7 protein-coding genes are annotated in these 21,381 nt (G+C 45.5%); 6 read left to right on the plus strand and 1 reads right to left on the minus strand.

Annotated features, from left to right (window positions below; translation table 11 throughout):
- The first annotated feature begins 398 nt into the window (after positions 1-398).
- The 6 genes from L3C95_RS21635 (at position 399) to L3C95_RS21660 (ending at position 20,741) form a co-directional block, all read left to right on the plus strand.
- Positions 399-6,089 (plus strand): PA14 domain-containing protein, encoded by a 5,691-nt coding sequence (locus tag L3C95_RS21635; RefSeq protein WP_236390740.1) that lies wholly within the window; start codon positions 399-401, stop codon positions 6,087-6,089.
- A gap of 29 nt (positions 6,090-6,118) precedes the next feature.
- A complete protein-coding gene (locus tag L3C95_RS21640) occupies positions 6,119-6,586 on the plus strand; it encodes a hypothetical protein (protein ID WP_236390741.1) in 468 nt (155 codons plus the stop codon).
- 100 nt (positions 6,587-6,686) lie between these two features.
- Entirely contained in the window at positions 6,687-10,127 is a 3,441-nt protein-coding gene (locus tag L3C95_RS21645; protein WP_236390742.1) for a hypothetical protein, read from the plus strand.
- 71 nt (positions 10,128-10,198) lie between these two features.
- The gene (locus L3C95_RS21650) at positions 10,199-11,734 is read left to right on the plus strand and encodes a pyocin knob domain-containing S74 family peptidase (protein ID WP_236390743.1); all 1,536 of its coding nucleotides are present in this window, start codon (positions 10,199-10,201) and stop codon (positions 11,732-11,734) included.
- Positions 11,735-11,863: 129 nt separating this feature from the next.
- Positions 11,864-20,329 (plus strand): RHS repeat-associated core domain-containing protein, encoded by an 8,466-nt coding sequence (locus L3C95_RS21655; protein WP_236390744.1) that lies wholly within the window; start codon positions 11,864-11,866, stop codon positions 20,327-20,329.
- Between the two features lies 1 nt (position 20,330).
- Positions 20,331-20,741 (plus strand): hypothetical protein, encoded by a 411-nt coding sequence (locus L3C95_RS21660; RefSeq protein ID WP_236390745.1) that lies wholly within the window; start codon positions 20,331-20,333, stop codon positions 20,739-20,741.
- 158 nt (positions 20,742-20,899) lie between these two features.
- Here L3C95_RS21660 and L3C95_RS21665 read toward each other — a convergent pair whose 3' ends face one another.
- Complete coding sequence (locus L3C95_RS21665; RefSeq protein WP_236390747.1) at positions 20,900-21,241, minus strand: helix-turn-helix domain-containing protein; 342 nt, start codon at positions 21,239-21,241, stop codon at positions 20,900-20,902.
- Positions 21,242-21,381 lie beyond the last annotated feature (140 nt).

Genomic DNA, 21,381 nt, shown 5'->3' on the forward strand with positions numbered 1-21,381 from the left:
ACGTCATTGAATTATGTAATAGTTTGAGTAATGTAAGATGTCATCTCAACTCTACTGCGTTTTAAAAGCTATACCTTATAAGTGAATTGCTTTGTTCGGATATGTTTGATATTGTTTGCCTGACCCGGTTAGTAAATTACCTGACGATTTTTGTTGACACATTCGGCCTGTATGGATCGTATCGGCCTGGTGTGGTTTGATGCTATATACCATGAAATATTTAGTCTCCCTTTTCCTGTTCACATTGATGGATACTTCCGATGGTCAGTCGCCTCCGGGACGTTAAAACTTTCCTGAACGCGTGCAAAAAAGTTCACGCAACAGACATTCCCAGATAAAGTTTACATATACAAGATAAAACCGGGCCACCGGAGCTATACTTATAAATGAGATCGACGATGATTTTGGCTCTTGCTGCAAAGAGAAAGAAAACGATTGCCCGTGCCATGCTGGTGCTGCTTTATTTAGAGATGGTCATACCTCCATTCGCATCAGGCGCACCTGCTACCAAACCATATTATAGAGATTCTGGCTATGCTAAGCGTACTGTAATGCCAGGTAACAGATTTGTTGACATAGTTGCAATGGCGGCTACCCATCCGGATGTTTCCAGGAGGGATAATGCCCACGTTGCTGCACCTGAGAAAGCCGAGGGCGGTCCTACTCAGCCGGAAATGCAGGAGTTCCACTCCGTCAATAGTGACAATATGGTGGACCTTTTTACCGGCGATTTCTCTTATTCTATTCCTTTAATGGACGTAGGAGGGTATCCGATTGCTATAGGTTACAATAGTGGTATCACCATGGATCAGGAGGCCAGCTGGACTGGTCTTGGATGGAACCTGAACCCGGGTACGATTACACGTAATGTGCGGGGAATACCTGATGACTTTAACGGCACCGATTCCGTTACCAAAACACAGAGTATCAAAGAAAATAAGACAATTGGAGCCAGTGCAGGTTTAAACCTGGAAATCGTGGGGATGGACCAGGAAGCGCTTAAGAAAGCAACGACAACAACGACGCCCGAACTCACCGGAAGTTTTGGGGTTTTTCATAATACTTACCGTGGATGGGGAATGGAAGTTGGCACAGGAGTGAGTCTGCGCACAGCCAAAAGTGGCGCGTATGGTGCTGCGGGCGGCCTGGGTTTTACCAGCAATTCGCAGGACGGATTGACAATCTCCCCGAGCATTTCAGCCAGCCTGTATCAGAAGGATATACAGGATAAAGGGGGGCTTTCGGGATCTTTATCAATCGGTTCAGCTTATAACAGCAGAGAGGGCATGAAGTCGATACAGTTTAGCGCAGGGCTTTCAAAGATGCGGAAGGACGCTCTCAATGCAAGAATTCCCAACATGCAGGCGGGCCCCTTAAAATTTTCCCGTGACAGCTATGGAGGCGTTTTATCCAGTGGTATTTCCTTCGCTTATCCGTCATACAATCCATCGATGTCTGTACCTTATACTAACTCGATGATGACTATTACGCTGAAGGCTGGCTGGGAAGCTACCATGGTGCATCCGAGTCTCTTTTTAAGCGGGTATGTTACTAAACAGTCTATTGAAAAAGAAGACCAGCGAGTGAGCTTGCCGGCATATGGTTATCTCAATTACCAGAACGCAGCAGCAAATCCCTTAGCTGTTCTTGACTTCAACAGGGAGAAAGATATTGTTTACCGCGAGAAGCCAACATTACCCAACATTGGAGTGCCCAGTTATACCTATGATATCTTTTCCATTTCGGGTGAAGGGGTAGGGGGTAGCTTCCGTGGTTATAGAAGCGATATTGGATATGTGTATGACCATAAAATAAAGACAAAAGACAGGTCCGGCAGCGTTGGAGTGGACGTCGGTTTTGGTAACATTGCGCATATCGGTCTGGACATCACATATACCCGTTCCAATACTGAAGCTGGTCAGTGGCTGGCAAAGTCGAACCGTCTTGCGCAGATGGTTGGCTTTAGAAAGGCCAATGGTTTGTTTGAGCCGGCTTACTTCCGAAACCCGGGAGAAATGACCGTCAACACTGCAGCCTTTTATAATGCCGTAGGGGGCGATGATGTCGTTTTTCCGAAATTAATCGGTTCAGGCCCTGATATTCGCACAACAAATGTCCTTACACGCTACGCCGGCGGATTGCAAAGGGGCGATGTTCAGTTGACTAACCAATCAGTAGTGAAGAATGAACGGGATAAGCGTACACAGGTAATTACTTATCTGACAGCAGCGGAGGCGGGTCTGGTAGGGCAATCAACATATATCGAAAATCATCTCTTAAATAAATATGTACAGCAGCGTGATTGTGCAGTTGTGTCAAATAATGGTGGTGAACATGACCTGGATACCCCAGGCCTTCGTGGTGAGTATTACAGCGGGTCAGATTGGAAGAAGAAAGTGAAAGTGTATGAAAGAATAGATACTAATATTTATTTCCCGGATATAAACGCTTTTAAATACGATGATCTTACAGGGGCTCCGAATGGAGAAAAAGGTGGTAAGGCATTCAGCGCACGATGGACTGGGCGGATAAAAGCGCCGGTATCTGGAAAATACAAGATAGAGTCTGTGACTGATGATGGTATCAGAGTATTCATTAACGAAAAGATATTTATAGACAAGTGGAACCATTACGGCTATAGTCAGGATTCTGTTAACCTGGAGGCCGGTGTTTTCTATGACCTCAGAGTAGAATATGTTAACTACGAAAGTTTTGCGTATGTAAAACTATATATCCATAACGGAAAAGATACTATAAAGGGAAAAGACCTGTTCACACCTGCGGCGGTACACGAGTCGTTTGTTGTCATACCCGATACGCTGATCCGCGAGAAAAGGGTAACAGGTTTACGGAAGGATAACCACATTTCACAAATAGAGGTGCTTAGTCCTGACGGGAAAAGAAATATTTATGGATTGCCGGTTTATAACATCAGACAAAAGGAAGTAACCTTCGCAGTAAATCATAACAACGGCGATCCGGTTGAAGGTACGGTTGGTTACACACATGGAACGGACAACACAACCGAGAACAGGAACGGAGTTGACTGGTATTTCAATAGTGAAGAAACACCTGCTTATCCGCATTCATTCCTGTTGACCGGAATCGTTTCGCCGGACTATGTGGATCTGACAGGAAATGGTATTTCCGATGACGATCCGGGGAATGCGGTAAAATTCAATTACACGCGTACCGCAGGCGCAGATAATCCTTTTAAATGGCGTACCCCGTATTCTGCAGGCGCAACTTATAATGAATCCCTGAAAACAGACGACAGAGATGATAAGGGTAGCTATGTATATGGTGAGAAGGAACTGTGGTACCTGAACTCCATTGAGTCTAAAAATATGATCGCGACGTTTGTAGTGAGCGACAGAAAGGACCAGCAACCTATCCAGGAAGATGGACAAAAGATCGCCAACAGTAAAATGTCAAAGCGGCTGGAAGAGATCAACCTGTATACCAAGGCTGATTTCATGAAATATAATACGGCTGCAACCCCTGTTAAGACGGTGCATTTCGAATATACATATGAATTGTGCAAGGGATATAGCAGCATAGGAGGCGATGTGACTACTGCAGACTCCACCGGAAAACTGACCCTGAAACGCATATGGTTCACTTACAATGGTAATAAAAAGGGACGTAAGAATGCCTATGTATTTCATTATACAGGAAAGAATCCCGGTTACGATCATAAATCATTCGACCGTTGGGGCAACTACAAAAGTATGGCAGACAATCCGGGGTATACTGATAATAACAAGATCACTAATGCTGATCGCCCCTATGCCGTACAGGATAGCGTAAAGGCAGCACTGAATGCCGCAGCATGGACGTTGGATTCAATTGTACTTCCATCAGGAGGACGAATGAAGATCACTTATGAAAGCGATGACTACGGATTTGTCCAACATAAAAGGGCAGCCCGGATGTTCAATATAGCAGGTTTTTCTTCTCAGGCACCTGTGGATATGAACAACGTGAAACCGCAGTTATATGGTGCTGAAGGCGATTATCCGTATGTGGTGGTAAACGTTCCTGAGGCCGTCAGTTCAAACGAAGAGGTATATCGTAAATACCTGTCAGGTCTTGACAACAACATAGCCTTCAGGGTAAGTGTGAGAATGCCTTCTGACAAATGGGGTAAAGGATACGAGTTCGTGCCAGCTTATGCTGACCTGGTGCCGGGACAATATGGGTTCTTAAACAATGGGAACACGATCTGGTTTAAGATCAAAACTGTTAATAAGAAGGGCGAAGATGGCGGCGAGTACACTACAATAGCAAAGACTGCCGCACAGTTTCTTCGGCTTAACCTGCCATCAAAGGCATATCCGGGATCAGATGTAGGAGACAACCTCGATTTGGCGGATGGTGTTAAGATGCTGACTTCAATGGCTGGTAATGTGATCAATGCGCTAAAGTCGTTTGATAATATGGTGAGAGGTAAAGGATGGGTCAGAGATCTTGATCTGAGCCGCTCGTGGGTGCGGTTAAATGTACCTGATTATAAGAAGTATGGTGGTGGACAGCGTGTTAAGCGTATTGTCATATATGATAACTGGAACGCTATGACCGGCCGTAAGGAATCGAGGTACGGTACCGAATATGAGTATACAACTATCAGGAACATCGATGGAAAGGACAGGAAGATCAGTAGCGGCGTAGCTACTTACGAGCCGGTGCTCGGAGGTGAGGAAAACCCTTTGCGCGTGCCTATTGAATATGGTCAGCGGGCGGCGCTGTGGGCGCCAACGAATATGGGATATGTAGAAACACCCATGTGCGAGTCTTTCTACCCCGGTCCGGCAGTTGGGTACAGTGCGGTGATATCAAGGTCTATCCATAACGCCGGTTCGAAAATTAAGTCCGTAACAGGGTACAAGGAAAATCTGTTTTACACGGCGTATGATTTCCCTACTTTTTCAGACTATTCGCTATTGAATCCTGATACCAAAAAGACGTTTAAACCAGGTTTGAGGAATCTCCTGAAAATAGATGCACAGCACCATCTCGTAATGAGTCAGGGTTTTAAGGTAGAGCTGAACGACATGCATGGAAAACCGAAAGCTGAGAATATTTATGCGGCAACCGATTCAGCCGGACAGCCAGGTTCTTACACCCGCTACTATTATCATGTCGAAAACGATTCTGTGGATATTAAGAGGTTGAATAACACGGTGTTGTCGATGGATGCCAAAGGTAAGATCAGCACAGACCTGACTATTGGTAAAGATGTAGAGGTGATGATGGATATGCGTCAGACAGAGATGAAGACACTCAGTGTTCAGGTGCAGGCCAATGTTGACGTCACTTTCGCCGGCTTTGCGATTATTGGTGTTCCGACGGTTATAGCGATCCCGCAGAGTGAACGTAACCTGTTCCGGTCTGCGGCAGCTATGAAGGTGATTAACAGGCATGGTATTATGGAAAAGGTGGAGGCAATGGATAAGGGAAGCAAGGTTGTAACCAGCAATTTGCTGTATGACGGGGAAACCGGAAATGTCCTCCTTACTGCAACGCAGAATGAGTTCGGCGATTCCGTATTTCAATTTAACTACCCTGCCGCATGGATGTATGAAGGTATGGCAGGTGCATATAAGAACGTAAATGCCACACTCGATCATGTAGATATCAGGGACGGAAAGATTATAGGAGGGGCGTCCTTACAGACGATCAATGAATGCTTTTTCTCCGGCGATGAGATCCTCATTTCCGGAAAAAACAAAGTGAATGATGACGACTGTGATCCACTTGTTGCGACGTTCGGCAATTCAACCAAAATATGGGCGGTTGATGCCAATACAATGAATGGTGGTGCAAAGAATATTTATTTCCTGGATGAGAGTGGAACGCCTTATACCGGCAACGATGTGAGTTTAAAAGTACTTCGTTCCGGCCGGAGAAATGTAAGCGCCGATGCGGGGACAGTCACTATGATGAAAACGCCGCTTGACTTGCTGAATGGAAAGTATTCTTTGAATATCAACAAGGATAAGAAGATTATAAATGCCAGTGCGGTAGAGTACAAGCAAAACTGGCAGGTCCAGGATAGGAAAAAACTGAAAATAATCTGTGCGTACTAAAAAACGCTCATTGAAAAAATAAGATGTTGATGAAAAGACTTTTTGTATTGCTGATAGCAATGACTGGTTTTGCGAATACCGCACGTGCGCAGCAGGCGGCAGATTCTGTCGCAATACTTGGACAGTGGAATATCTTCAGTGTACAGGCCGAAGTGTATTCGCAGAACGATGGAGTATTACTGGAAAAAAGATCGATTGATCCGAGAGTGGAAGATGGCCAGTTGAAGATGGGAATTCCGCATGGCATCCGGTTTACAGGCGACTCTTGTTTCCTGCGGGGCAGAGAAGCCATAGACGGCAGTTATAATATTGTTGGGGGCGGCTTACTCAGGATCCGGCAGGTGATCAATCCCAGGCTTCCGTCGATTATGAAGACATATCCCTACGTGCTTACCCCTGGATTATTGACAATAACGCTGCCATCAGTATACTACCGGGATGCCGGCAGGAGCGAACCTGTAAAGGTCATATATCAATGCCAGTATAGCAGGAATTAGTGCACCTGGACAGTTTGGTGAAGGAACTATTGAATAATATATTACCTGAGATTCGATGATATTTAAAGATCGGTATACGTGGAAGGTCATCTTGTGTTGGATGATACTCTGTTTTTTGTTACTGCGCAACGGCAGTGTGCATGCCCAATGCAGCCAGTGGGCGGTGAGTGCGGCAGCACAAACTTCCACCTGCGCGGCAAACGGTAAGATAACAGTGACATTAACCGGTAGCGGGGCTTCTTCGCTAACGAATATTTTGTACAGCCTTGAGCCTGTGGTATCCGGAGGATATGGCGTGCCACAAAGTGCAGCTCCCGTGTTTGAAAATGTGCCCGGCGGCCAGTACAGAGTGGTAGTGCAGGCCATATGTAATAACGCATCCGTGTCTGCCAGCACAAATGTTACTGTTTCAGGCACCTATGTACCGATGAATGTGTCTGTCACGGAAGAAAGGATGGCATTTGGCGCCTGTAATACAGGACAGGGAACAATTACGTTTATTGGTGGAAGTGCGCCTTATACAGTCACAATAACGGGACAGCCAGCAGGATACAGCGGTCGTACCAGCTTTGTGACATCGGCGTCGGCTTTACTGCTGGACAGCCTGAAACCGGGAACTTATACGTTATCCGTAACCGATGCCTGTACGTCTACTGCGCCAACGCAGACACTGACAATTGACGCGATTACATCTTTAGCTACAACAGACATAGGGGTTAGTATAGAGCCTGTACAGTCCGAATGCCAAAAATTGCGGGTAGGGAACATCGGATCTTTTATAGCTACTTTCCATAAATATTTTTCTGAGAACGGACCATTGCAGGTGAGCTGTACAGTAGGCGGTGTGTCGACGGACTATGTGCCATTAACATCGGCGCCCGGCTACCTGACTTTGCCCGCAGGGACTACTATAAGTGACTATCGTGGAGCGCCATTACAGGTCAATTTCAAATCGCCCTGCAATGAAATAATTTCGGTTACGCTACCTCTGCCATCCTCCTGGATGGTTTCGACAGTTGAAAAGAATTGCAGCACAGATTTTAATCTCAGTTATACTCTTCATGGTGCACAGATGGTTTGTTATCCTCTTTATGTGAGTCTGAGGAACACAAATACTGGTTCATATCGCTACGATACGATAGGCTACAATAAAGAGGCAGCTTTAACCGATACTATCAATCACCTCATATTTGGGGAGTATGAAATAACCATTACAGGTGCAGATGGAAAAGCTGTATCGCAGCACAATTTTTCGGCGAATGCGCCTGCAGGGGAGTCTCCTTATTACCTTACTGCAGAAGAAGGACTTGGTGCAAACCTGGGCAGGGAAGGTATTGCGTTGATAGCAGTGCATAAGACTTCGCTGTTTTCAGTTGGCACCAGGATAGATGTAATCAGTCCGGCCGACAAAGCATTCACTTACATAGTAGAATATGGTAATAGTACTGTAGTGTATCCGTTAAGAAATGGAGAAATGGAAATGTTTGGTCCGGGTAATTACCTGATGCGGGTAACGGATAACTGCGGCATGTACGAGGTTCCCATAACGATCGAAGAACAAGATGTCTACAGGTATTCATGGAGCTATACCGCTATACAGACGTGTATAGGGCAATCTGTAAAACCGACAGGGCATGCTTACTATAAAGGACTTGACCTACCCACCTATTATCAGATCGTAAGTGGCCCTGCAGGGGCCGGCAATCCGATAGTAGCAGAGGGCGATAGTCTGTTGTTGTCCATTCCGGGGTCTTATCGTATTGCAGTATCGGCTTATGAGGACGCGGCTGTTGACTATGGGTCAAACGCTAAAGACGTGCCTTATATTAACCAGCCGTTGGCGGTGGATGTAGAGAACTCTCTTGGATGGGTTTGTCCCCGACAGCCGAATAATTCGGGAACGATCAAGGCATTTGGCCGTTACGGAAGTACTGCGCAATCCGGCGTTTACACTTTTAAGCTGGCCGAATCCGGTAAGGGGGCCACAGGGCCTTATCTGGCAGTGAATAACAATGGTTATTTCAGTTCAGTGGCATCAGGTGGAAGCTATAGTCTGATCGCTAACCAGAGTTATGACATAAGAGTAGAGGATGATTGTGGCGCCTCAGCGGTACAATCAGTAAAAATCATAGATTTCGCTACCGCGCAGGTCGTGTCCAGCGATAAGCCTGAGTACTGCATCGGGGAGACGGTCCACCTTCGTACCATTAACCTTCCTACAACAGCCAGGCGTGCATATTGGACTGGGCCTAATGGTTTTAGGGCACAGAGCGCAGCAGCTGATCTTTTCATTTCCGATTTCAGCGCTGAAAAAGCAGGCGAATACAGGGTGGCTATTACGTCGGATATGTGTGGCGATTCTATCGTTGGAACAGTTACAGTCGGCGCAGCGCCATATCTGGCGGTATGTTACAGTGCTGTCACAGATACTAGTGTCAATCCATACGTTTACGGCCTATTAGGTAGCTGGCGTCCGATGCGTTCTTATACCTATTATGGATCGCGTGCGGAATCTGATCCTGATAAACCGACAGATATCCGAAAGGATGGCGCCTTTGCTGATTTCGATGCTTTCTGGCAGGTTAAAGACGGACAGTGGTCGGCCCAAAAACAAGAGGCATGGGTATGGAATGCAGAAAGCACCATTTTTAACGCAAAAGGCTTCGAACTGGAAAACAAGGACCCGCTTGGACGTTATAATGCAGGGATATACGGATATGGTGATGCAATACCAGTAGCCGTTGTACAGAATAGCCGTTACCAGGAAGCAGCTTTTGAAGGATTTGAAGACTATTATTTTGCGGATGCAAGTTGTCAGGAAGCCTGTCCTGTTGGCCGCCGTTTTGACTTCACACCTTATATGAGCAGGATAGACTCTACCCAGAGACATACAGGCAGATATAGTATCAGAGTTGCGCCCGGAGACACTGTAGGTGTCATCAGCCCTGTAATGGACGCTGCTGACACACTTGGTACGCCTTCTTTCAACGAGACAACTTTCACTTGTAATAATATCCCGACCACCGTGCTGAAAAGCGTTCGGGCAAACAGCGAAGTGTTGCTGCCTTCTTTCGCGCTGCTATCTGGTGGGAAGGTGGTGTTTAGTGCGTGGGTGAAAGAAATTCAGGATTGCCAATGCAGCTCTTATGAAAGTAACCAGGTAGCACTTGCAGTAACACTTGCAGATGGAAATAGTGTGGTTGTTAAAATTAAACCTGTTGGGGCAATCATTGACGGCTGGCAACGATATGAACAGGTGATAGATGTTCCGGCAGGTAGCTCAAAGTTCTCCGTTGTATTGTTTGCAACAGGATCGACAACAGTTTTTTATGATGATATCCGCATTCATCCATATAATGCCAATATGAAGTCATTTGTATATGATGCAAGGAACCTGCGTATGATGGCTGAGCTGGACGAAAATAACTATGCCACTTTCTTTGAGTATGATGATGACGCGACATTAACCCGCGTGAAGAAGGAGACAGAGAGGGGTGTTAAGACAATTAAGGAAACAAGAAGCGCTTTAATTAAGGAGTAAACGGAATATGCAGTATTCACAGGCTCTGGAAATTTATAAACTGATAATTGAATCTATTTTTAAATAAACCTATGAACAGAAGAATGAAACGATTGCTGTTATTTTTAAGCATTTCATTTGTGACAAGTCAGGTAATGGCACAGAAGCACGTATACCAGATACGCGCTGACAGTGTACGGATATACAGCGGTTGTGATACTGCTGAACTGATCATAGAAAACAAAACGAAGGATACCCTGGGTTTTTTGTATAACAAGGGAAATGGTCGGACGGAGTTCCGTAAACTTCAGTTACAAACTGTTGGTATTAATGGAATTGCGATAACAGGACAGGATACACTGCAGCTTACGCCTGAGACGCTGGCGACAGTTACGGCAAGAGGAAGTACGACAGTTAGTGACATCACATTTAACAAGGCATCGGGTAATCCGTCAAATGGTTTGACCTGGGTATATAATTCCGATGCATGGAGGATTTTTGTTGAATCGCCAGACGATAACCCTCCGGGGAACATGATCTTTGAAGCAAGGGACAATGATAATGAAGGTTGGATCTTTAGACATGATGCCACCAACACAGGCGGTGCGAAGACCGATTTATTATCGATTGGAAGGGATCGTTTACAATACAAAGGGTTAGATGTGCTTCATATGGGTAACTCTTCTTCTCTTTTTGTAAGAGGCGGTGTGTACGAAACTCCTCCGGATTGGAATACACTTGTGAGCAATAGCTTCATCGGATCCGTAAACATGGGAACAAATGCACCGGTTACAGACGGCACCTGGTGGAATTTAATTTCTACCAGGCACAGGAACGGCCTTACTGATGGCAATAATTACGGGATGCAGATAGCCAGCGGAATGGCCGGTACTTATCTGGGCAGGACATATTTCCGTAATCAGAGCAATGGTACCTGGACCACCTGGAAAGAATTCTGGCATTCAGGTAATGTGACATTTGGTACCAAAGGGGCTAATGTCGCGCTAAAGACAGAACCGAATGGCAGATTAGGCCTGGAAAGCTGGGTGAGAGTAGGAAATAATACCGGATTAACGACACCGGATAGCACAGCCCTTTATCATAATGGACCTGCCTGCTGGGTACTCAAAAGTGCACCGGGAACAACCGTCACTTACCTCGATCTTAAGACTTCGGACGCTGTCAGCCGTGGTAGCGTATACGCCACAAATAGTAATGAAATCGGATTTACAGGAGGCTCTGGCACCAATTGGCGATTAAAAACAGATGCCAGTGGTAATGCTGTTGTAACCGGCCAGGTAACAGCTACCGGATTCGTTCAGTCCTCATTAAGAAGCCTTAAAAGGGATATCCAGCCATTTACGGCAAGTGCAACCGGCATTCTGAAAGATGCGCAGGTCCGTACTTTCGTATTTAAGGCGGACAGCACGAATACTAAACGTATCGGTTTTATTGCTGATGAACTGCCAGAGGAGATGTCAGCTGCTGAACATAAAGGTGTTGATGAAGCGAATACTGTAGCATTGCTGGTAAAGGCATTACAGGAAATGAACGCCAGGGTAGAAGCATTGGAGCAGGAAGTAAAGCGGCTGAAAAGCGAAAAGGCCGCTGGTAAAAAGGATAAATAGAAACAACAATTCTTTGTAACAGAAGCGTGTGACAAGGAATGAAACAGTTGCAGGTGGAATTTAGATACGAGGTTCGCAACGAGCCGCGTAGCTGACTGCAAAAGAAAAAGAATTAGAGTATCCCGGACTATGAACTATAAGAGGCGAATTAAAACGATTCTGAAAGGAATATTGTTCTTGTTACTGGCATATCTGCCACAGCTGGCCAGCGCGCAGACAGGGGGGCAAATTACCCTTAAGCGTATATTGGACGGCGCAAAGGGGCAGCTGACTGCTGACTCGATCGCAACGGTATCGGACTCGGCTTATTTTAATGCTGCACTGGTTGGCAGACTCGATACGCCGTACCAGGTGAAGAACATTATTACCTTCAGTATAAATGAATACGCAACATTACCATTGCCGGATTCTTTCCGTGCAACGGTGAACCTGCGTATTTACTACACACTTGCTGATCTTTCGGTTGATTCTGTTGATCAGCAGCTCTCTGTTAACTACGACACAGCAGGTACTTATACCATGCGCAGTAGTTTTGTGTTCAATGGAGCCCACCGGGTGAAAGTGAAGGTGCTGGGTATAACGTCCACTGCGCAGGCGAATATCATTCCTGCCTTACTGGTATTGAACGAGATGGAAGTCCATCCTGTGTATAAATTGGCTTGCAAAGCGGATGCTGTTAAATTTATATATGGCAATCCTGCAAAAGCAGATACCACCAACGAGCTGGAAGTGAACTGGCCTGTAATGACAGGAGCGGATGTCTACGACCTGGAATGGGCATATATTGACCAGAGTGCGCTCGCCGCCGGACGTTATGGTAATCCTTCCAGTCCCGATCCAGCCCTGATATTTGAGCATAATACGACCCGGGTTACCATCGCCGGTAATAACTACAGTATCCCGCTTTTATATGATGATGCGGGTACTCTCTATTACCGTGTAAGAGGTGTACAGGAAAAGGTGGGTTATCAGCGAATGGAAACTGCCTGGAGTTCAGATACCACAACAGGTATAGGTGCTTATCAGTTTACCGGGCATGAGCCGACACTGAACTGGCAATCTACTATCTCATTCGCAGAAGATGGAAAGCGGAAAGTGGTAGTACAGTATTATGATGGAAGTTTGAGAGGCCGTCAGACCGTTACGAAAGACAATACGACGAACACTGTAGTAGCTGCAGAAACTTTTTATGATTACCAGGGACGACCTGCCGTACAGGTATTGCCAGCCCCTACCTTGAATACGGTGTTGAAATACGCTCATAATCTGAACTCCGCTCTCAATGGAGCAGAATATGACAAGAGTTATTATGACTCACTTCCTTCTCCGGAAACCTACCTGACCGCTTCTGCCGCGCCAATGAGTACGGCATCCGGTACCAACCAGTATTATTCGCCCGCTAACCCTGAGAAAAATATTGGCTTTAACCAGTTCATCCCTGATGGAGAGGGTTATGCCTTTACTGAAACTGAATATACAGCGGATAATACCGGACGAGTACTTCGTCAGAGTGGCGTGGGACCGACGTTTAAATTAGGGAGTGGCCATGAGACAAAGTATACCTACAATACTGCTGCAAAGGAGGACCTCTATGCGCTGTTTGGTACAGAGGTAGGGGATAATACGCACTACTTTAAAAACACAGTAACCGATGGCAATGGACAGACTTCGGTGGCATATGTTGATATGCATGGCCGTACAATTGCTACAGCTTTGGCCGGCTCTCCTGAAAACAGGGGACTGGAAGATCTGCCATCCAAAGATAGTCTGTCTGTAACAGATTCACTGTCTGGTCCCGGACAGAATACCATCGCTGACATGAAGATCAGCAGCAGGCATTCCCAGTTTGTATCGGAAAGCGGTTATTTCTCATTTACTTATCAGCTGACACCGCCGGTATTACAAAAAAATGATTGTAATGGTAAACCTGTATGTTATACGGGCCTGTACGATCTGGAGATCCGGATCACAGACGATGCGTTTAACCAGCGCTTTGATGATAAGAAGCCGTTTGAAAAAGTAATAAAGGCGAAGCTCGATAATATCAGTGTTGACTGTAATAAGATACCTCAGCCAATAAATGTGTCCTTTGACGTCTATCTGAAAAAGGGTAGTTATGATTTCGCGAAGACGCTGACGATCAATAAGGCGGCAATGGATTACTATAGGGACAGCGTTTTCCTGAAGAGTAATGTGTGCCAAAGCTACGACACTGTTCTGCAGCAGCAACAGAATCTCCTGCGTGCTGTTCAGTGTGTGCCGGATTGTGCGGGTTGCCTGGCCAGTCTTGGGGATTGGGAGCCTTATCGTGACAGGTATATGTCGGAGAATAATTATCCTGTGACAGACACCGCATCTTACCGCAGCGAGGCGCAGGCCGCATACAACACTGCACTGGACGCCTGTACGATTCTTTGCGGAACGGGTACGGAAACAGATGCTATCCGTGATGCGATGTTGATGGATATGGAAGCTCCTTCAGGGCAGTACGCGATTCCCAGCGATACGGCTAACATCTATTCTATATTCTACCTGGATCGCAAGGATACGATGTATGCTTATATGGATACATCCATCCATTATTTGGATGAAGCAGGCCGGCCGGATAAAGTGTATAATGAAGCCAGCGGACTGTTCGTGGATCCGCAAACCCTGCGGCCTTCGGACTTTGCGGCAGCTTTCAAGAGTTCCTGGGCGCCCGCTTTACTGCACTTGCATCCAGAGTATTGCAAGCTGATTGAAAAGAGCAAATATCGTAGCAGCGAAGAATGGAGTGTGGATTTTGAATCTGTTGATACTTATGCTGAAGCACGGAATAAAGGGTATCTGAATCCTACGAATATGTCGGGAATCCCATTCCCGGGAACAGGTATCGATCCCTTGTCTGCTAATTTTAAATCGGCGCTGGAGGCCCGTTTGAAGAACTTTAATAGTACGGGTTATACTATGTGGAGCATTGCTGCCAGTTCGATCAAATGTTCCGGAACAGATAATTCGTGCATAGCTCTATACAATACGCCTGCATTAGCTTTCGACGAAGGTAAAATGTGTGAAGGTGATCTGAACATGGCGTGGCGTAGTTTCCGTAGTATGTACCTCACGGCTAAGCGTACCGTATTGGATGATTATCTGAAGGCGATCAATTGCGGCGCAAAAGCACAGGACCTGTTGAGTGCCGGCAAACAGCTTCGTTTTACATCCACCACTGAACAGCTTGCGAATGCAGGTTTGAGCAATATGGTGGGAACGCCCGATAAGAAGGCGATGGAAGATACTGCCAGGGCAATGGAGATGCGTACCTACGATGAAAACTGCCGTGCGTATGTCTCTTATTGGGCAGCACAGTTATCCGGCTGCTACAGCCAGTCTGCCATTGATAATGATATCATACCGAAATTGCTGGAGGTTTGTAAGGAAGGTGCAGACCGGGACCATACCAATGGCTCCAGTACTGTAAAGCCAGGTAGTACCTATCAGTATCATAGTTTTGAAGAAGTAATAGATGAATACAATCTGCAGCATGGCATTACGAAAAGCATGAGCTGTAACGCTGATGTGATCACCATGCCCAAACCATATGACCGCCAGGTAAGTTATGGAGACCAGCCCAGTTTTTCACGTCCTACGGATTGTCAATGTGATAAGCTGGCGGAATTGCGCAGGGAATACACATCCCTGAAGCTGCCTTCAGAGACGTTTTCGTCTTATCTGAGCCGCAAACGTGGCGTGAACATCAGCCAGTCAGACCTGGATATGCTGGAATCAGCTTGTAGCAGTCCTGTGAACAGCAGCTGCAGCTGGCTGCCTGCGCAGATCAATATCCCGGTATTGCTGCAATGTAATGTAGCGCCGGGCTGTGCAACCTGTGAGGATGTAAACCGTTTGTACACTTCATTTGTAGCCACCTACGGTATACAGCCGATGATAGTAATGGACGATACATTACAGGACAAAAAGAATGAATTCTTTGCGGCATATATGAATAACCGTCTCGGGTTCGGTAAACAGGCATGGGAATACCTTGCTTTCCTGCAAGACAGTTGTACAAAGGGAACCGGTGACAGCTTCACGGTATGTAAACCAGCTCAGGCAGGCACGAATGCGCAGGCAAGTACTTATGCTAACGGCGGTGTTGATGACATTAGGGATATCGTTCGCAGTAGTGATGGAGGATATCTGCTGGCAGGATGGACCAGGGGATGTAGTGCAGGTCAGGAAGATGCGTATCTGGTCAAAACGGATGCTACGGGAGCGTTATTATGGGCAAAAACCTATGGAGCAGAGAATCATGAGGAATTTAAACGTATAAGGCAGACAGCAGATGGCGGATATATAGCGATAGGGTCTACCAACTCTTATTGTTATGATGCAGGTACGATAATGGTTGTAAAGCTTGACAGCCTGGGAGGTGTTGAATGGAACAAGGCAATGGGAATGGGCCGCAGCAATTACGAGGGAAAAGGTTATGACATAATCCAGACCAGTGAGGGAGAGTATGCATTTGCGGGATTGAGTATATCACAGGGTAATCCGCTGGAGTGGGTAACTGGTGTACTGACTAATGACGGTATGCTGAAATGGTCAAAGGTCATTGCATCTTCAGCAAAGAAGGAGGCGATTTCGCTGTTGGAGAATGGCGATACATTGGTGATGGCAACATCGATGAGTGCTGCGGGCGCCAATTATGATGCTGTTGTGATAAAACAGCGCAAGTCGACCGGTGACGTATTGGGTATGAGTGGTTATGGTATCAGCGGTAGTGATAATATACCGGGAGGTATTCTTAAGACCGCCACTGGTTATAAATTATTAGGCGATCGTGCGGGTATTCTGTTAGATATTAATGGCGGTGGTGATGTGCTTTTTGCACGAAAGATTGACCTTCCTACAACCAATGAAGGAAATCTGTTTAGCGGAGTTACAACAGCAGATGGTAGTATACTGGCCGCGCAGACTGTTCCTATTGGTGCTGGATCGAGGGATGTATATCTGCATAAAATAGGAGCTAATAACGGCATCCTGTGGTCGAGTCATGTACGGGTGGACGGTGCTGATTATGTTCGTCATCTCACTCAGCATCCGGACGGTACAATTGCCGGAGCGGGTATCCTGGATAACAAGGGGTTGCTGATGATCGCCACTAGCGGTGGTAAGACAGGATGTAAAGACACCAGCGAAAATGTAAGAAGTAATGATATTTATGCGTCCGTTGTCCGTAAGACAATTGGAGCGCAGACTATTACAGATCTTGACGAGAAGCTGATCAGTGCTGTAGCGCTGGCGGAGAAATCATGTACGCCGGTAAGAAGCCAGGCAGGGTGTCCCGGACTTGACAGTTGTTATGTAGTGAATGGTCTGCCATTGTTGTGCGGCAACCTGGGGGTATTCCCGACGGTGGAGATAGACCAGACCACTGCTTGTTCCGACAGCACATTCTTTGCAGAAAGTGCTGCGAGGGTGATATATAATACTTACGCAGATTCTGTAAAGAATAATTTCGATACAGAGTACATGCGTACAGCCCTGAAAGCGGCATGGCTGGAGAAATTTGCAGTGAGGTACTCGCTTAGTGAATATCATTATACCCTATATTATTATGACCAGGCAGGGAACCTGGTGAAGACCGTTCCACCGGCAGGCGTGGTGAAGAACCGCAGGCAGAGTTGGGTGGACAGTGTGGACGTGGCTAAAGCTGCGGGTGTAAGATTAGTACCGGCTCATACAATGGCGACGGAGTACAGGTATAACACCTTGAATGGTGTTGTGGCACAGAAGACACCCGATGCTGGCAAGTCAAAATTCTGGTATGACCGCCTGGGTAGATTGGCTGTATCGCAGAATGCCAAACAGCAGCCATCTAATAACTACAGCTATACAAGCTATGACGATCTTGGAAGAATAACAGAAGTCGGGGAGCTGACTTCTGGTACTGCCATGACTGATGCTATCAGCCGGAAGCAGGAGAATTTCACCAGCTGGTTTAATAGTGTATCGAATAGTCGCAGGGAGATAACAAAGACGACTTATGATATTGCGTATCCGTTCTTCAGTACGACGGAATTCGCAGCACGTAATCTTCGTAATCGTGTGTCCTGGACTGCGTTGTATAGGAATGCAGATTCAGTGAATGGCGGTGGGCATAGCACAGCAACCTTTTATACATATGATGTTCTCGGAAATGTAGACACCCTGTTGCAAGACTACCGGGAAGGAAGGATGAAAGCTGCGGGCCATCGTTTCAAGAGAGTGGCATATAGTTATGATCTGATCAGCGGTAAGGTCAATGAAGTAGCTTATCAGCCAGGCGCATCTGATGCGTTTTATCATCGATATAATTATGATGCAGAGAACAGGCTAACGAATGTCGAGACAAGTCAGGACAGGGTGTATTGGGAGAATGATGCGTACTATCAGTATTACAAGCACGGCCCACTGGCGCGTACAGTGATCGGTCAGCAACAGGTGCAGGGGCTTGATTATGCGTATACTTTGCAGGGATGGCTCAAAGGTGTGAACAGTACCGCACTGAGCCCAGAGAGCGATCAGGGAGGCGATGGAAAAGCTGGGGCTGTAACTCCGGTGGATGCATTTGGTTTTGCATTGAATTACTATGGAGCTGATTATAAGCCAATTAACAGTGCCAAACTGCCTTTTGCTGCTGCAGGCGGTGATTTTAAACCGCTGTATAATGGTAATATTGGGGCGATTGGCCAGTATGTCGCTGGTTTGGGTAATCCGTTGTTGTATAATTACAGATATGATGCTTTGAACCGGATTAAGGGGATGCAGGCGTACAATGGCCTGAATGTGGCGACAAATACCTGGAATCCGGTGGCATTGGAAGACTTTAAGGAGTCCGTTAGTTATGATCCTAATGGTAATATTCTTAGCTACAACCGTAATGGTAGTCAGACTTTTGCGAATAAGCCACTGGGTATGGATAGTCTTAGCTATGCTTATCGCCTCGGTACCAATAAGCTGGATTATGTGGATGATGCGGTAAGTGCTGCTAATTATGAGAGCGATATTGATAAACAGCTGCCGGGCAACTATGCATATGACAGTATTGGTAATCTTGTGAAAGATGTTGCGGGGAAAATCGAGAAGATTGACTGGACGTTATATGGTAAAATCGCTTATATTGTAAAGCAAGGAAATGATACGATTCATTATAGTTATGATGTGAGCGGTAATCGTATCAGTAAGAGTTACCATGATACTACTACCTGGTATGTACGGGATGCTACGGGGAATGTAATGAGTGTTTATACTCTTCCTGCTGGCGATAATATCAGACTATCAGAGAGCCATTTGTATGGTAGTAGCAGGTTGGGTGTGTCCAGGCCCGAGGTTGATCTAAACAGTGGTACAGAGAATGGAATAGTGTTGCGAGGATTAGGTTTGGGAGAAATCGCTAATTTTACTCGTGGTAAAAAGGTCTTTGAGTTAAGTAACCATTTGGGGAACGTGCTGGCTACGGTGTCGGATAAGAAGGTGTTGGCAGGGCAGGGAGCGTATAAATATGATTTGCTTTCTGCGAATGAGTATTATCCGTTTGGTATGCAGATGCCGGGTAGGCGGTATAATGCGGGTGGCTATAGGTATGGGTTTAATGGGAAGGAGAATGATAATGAGGTGAAGGGAGAGGGAAATCAGCAGGATTATGGGATGAGGGTGTATGATCCGAGGTTAGGGAAGTTTTTGAGTGTGGATCCGTTGACGAAGGGCTATCCGTGGTATACTCCATACCAGTTCGCAGGAAATACACCAATACAGGCGATTGATTTAGATGGAGAAGAAGAATTACACTATACTCTGACGAAAAATGATGATGGATCTGCATCTCTTAAGTTAACCAATATAACCTTTGTACAAAAGAAGGATTGGTTCTATAAGGCTTTAGGAGTTTTTAATACTAGAGAAGAAGAACCTCGTATACCAGAAAGGGCTGTTATTAACTACGGAGATAAGAAATACTACATAGGTTTCTCTGGTTCTAAGGGTAGGGGCAATGAAGGTGAGATGGAATTTTTTAAGTCAATTAGGCGCAATGCAAATGAGGTTCTTTATGCAGTAGACAACATTTTTCTGGATGAGGACCAGTCGAAAAGCGTTGAAGCCTTTTCCATGGCTGTACATACTCAGAATAATACAGCGATGTACGGTCCGTTGACTGATAAGGCTTGGTATTCGAGGACAATGGAGGATGTAAGGGTTTTTAGAATCCAAGGGGGACAGGGTGATAAACAAAGTCAGGAAAGAGTCTTATTCAGTCGGGATGGTAAAATATCGATAAGAGGAAACGATATGTTATTTGTAACTTTAGATGATAAAGCCCACCAAATTTATTTTTATCAAAAAAGAGGTGGTGCAGAAGCTGGGGCGGAGATTGTCTCGTTTGAGATACCGCGTAGTTTAGCTAATGAAATAGTTAATAGTGCAGTTCCTCAAAGAAAGGGCAGTGCGTTTCCAAATTCACCTCAAATTTCAGATCCAAGTAAATCAAGAAGCGCTTATGGCTTGCCTAAAGCTTATATTGATAAAATAAGACAACAGGCGATACCGGGAACTGGTAGACGCGAACAACCACATTAAAATGACTATAGAAGAGAAATTAGAACAAGGGTATTTTGCTGGATGTATTAAATACAAAAATGAGTATGGGTTTTATCTAATGCCTATAGCTTATTGGATTCTTAATATGAATACGTACGATCCGGACTACGATCCAAGTGAAGATGAGTTTGTGTTTCGAAATAATGTGGAAGTAGTAAGTGATGACAAAATTCTTGATTTCTTTAGCGCAACAGAAGAGTATAGGATTAGTTATCAAATGCTTAGTGCGGCTAGTTTATTGCATGTTATATTTTTTATAGATTTCGATGCGAAGTTATTTGTTAGTTGGTTTAATGACATAGAGGTGGAAACGTACTTGCCAGATAATTCTTGGAAAGGGCTTTTTGATGATCCTAACAAATATATTCCGTTCAAGGATATAGAAGAGTGATAAACATCTCGGTTAAAAAGGCATCAGGCTGTTTAAAACTCGAAGTTTGGCCTGAGGCTGCTATTGAAGAGATACATCAGATGCATCGAGTATAAGAATAAATATAGTGAGTTTATATGTAAACTTAAATAAGGAAGCCCGGTAATCACCGGGCTTCCTTATTTAAGAATAGCTTGTAGTTTAGATTTAGCAAGGAAAGCGTCCAGCAGCGAATAGACACATTCTTTATCCTTCTCAGGAAGTTCATTAATCTCATTGAGCCGCTTCATCATCTTAGGGTCCTTCAAAATATTAGTATCATTAGCTTCCCCTAATAAGAATCCCACGGTAGTCTCCAGGGCTTCAGCCAGCTTCCTGACCACATCAATAGACGGTAGCATCTCATCACGTTCATAACGTCCTATGACAGTATGAGCAGACCCCAGTTTTTTAGCAAGTTCCTGTTGTGAGAACCCTTTAGCTTCCCTACACTCCCTGAGTTTTTTACCAAAAGAGACCATTGTATGATACGTTTACGGTTAATAAAACCCCTGTTATAGAGGGTTTAGTCAAAATTATGAAACGAATGCGGTAAAATAAAATCGTAAAATATTTGCTCAATTAAACTGATCCGGTATCTTTGCACCGTTTACGGTTAATT

The organism is Chitinophaga filiformis (assembly GCF_021646545.1).
Taxonomy (GTDB): domain Bacteria; phylum Bacteroidota; class Bacteroidia; order Chitinophagales; family Chitinophagaceae; genus Chitinophaga; species Chitinophaga filiformis_A.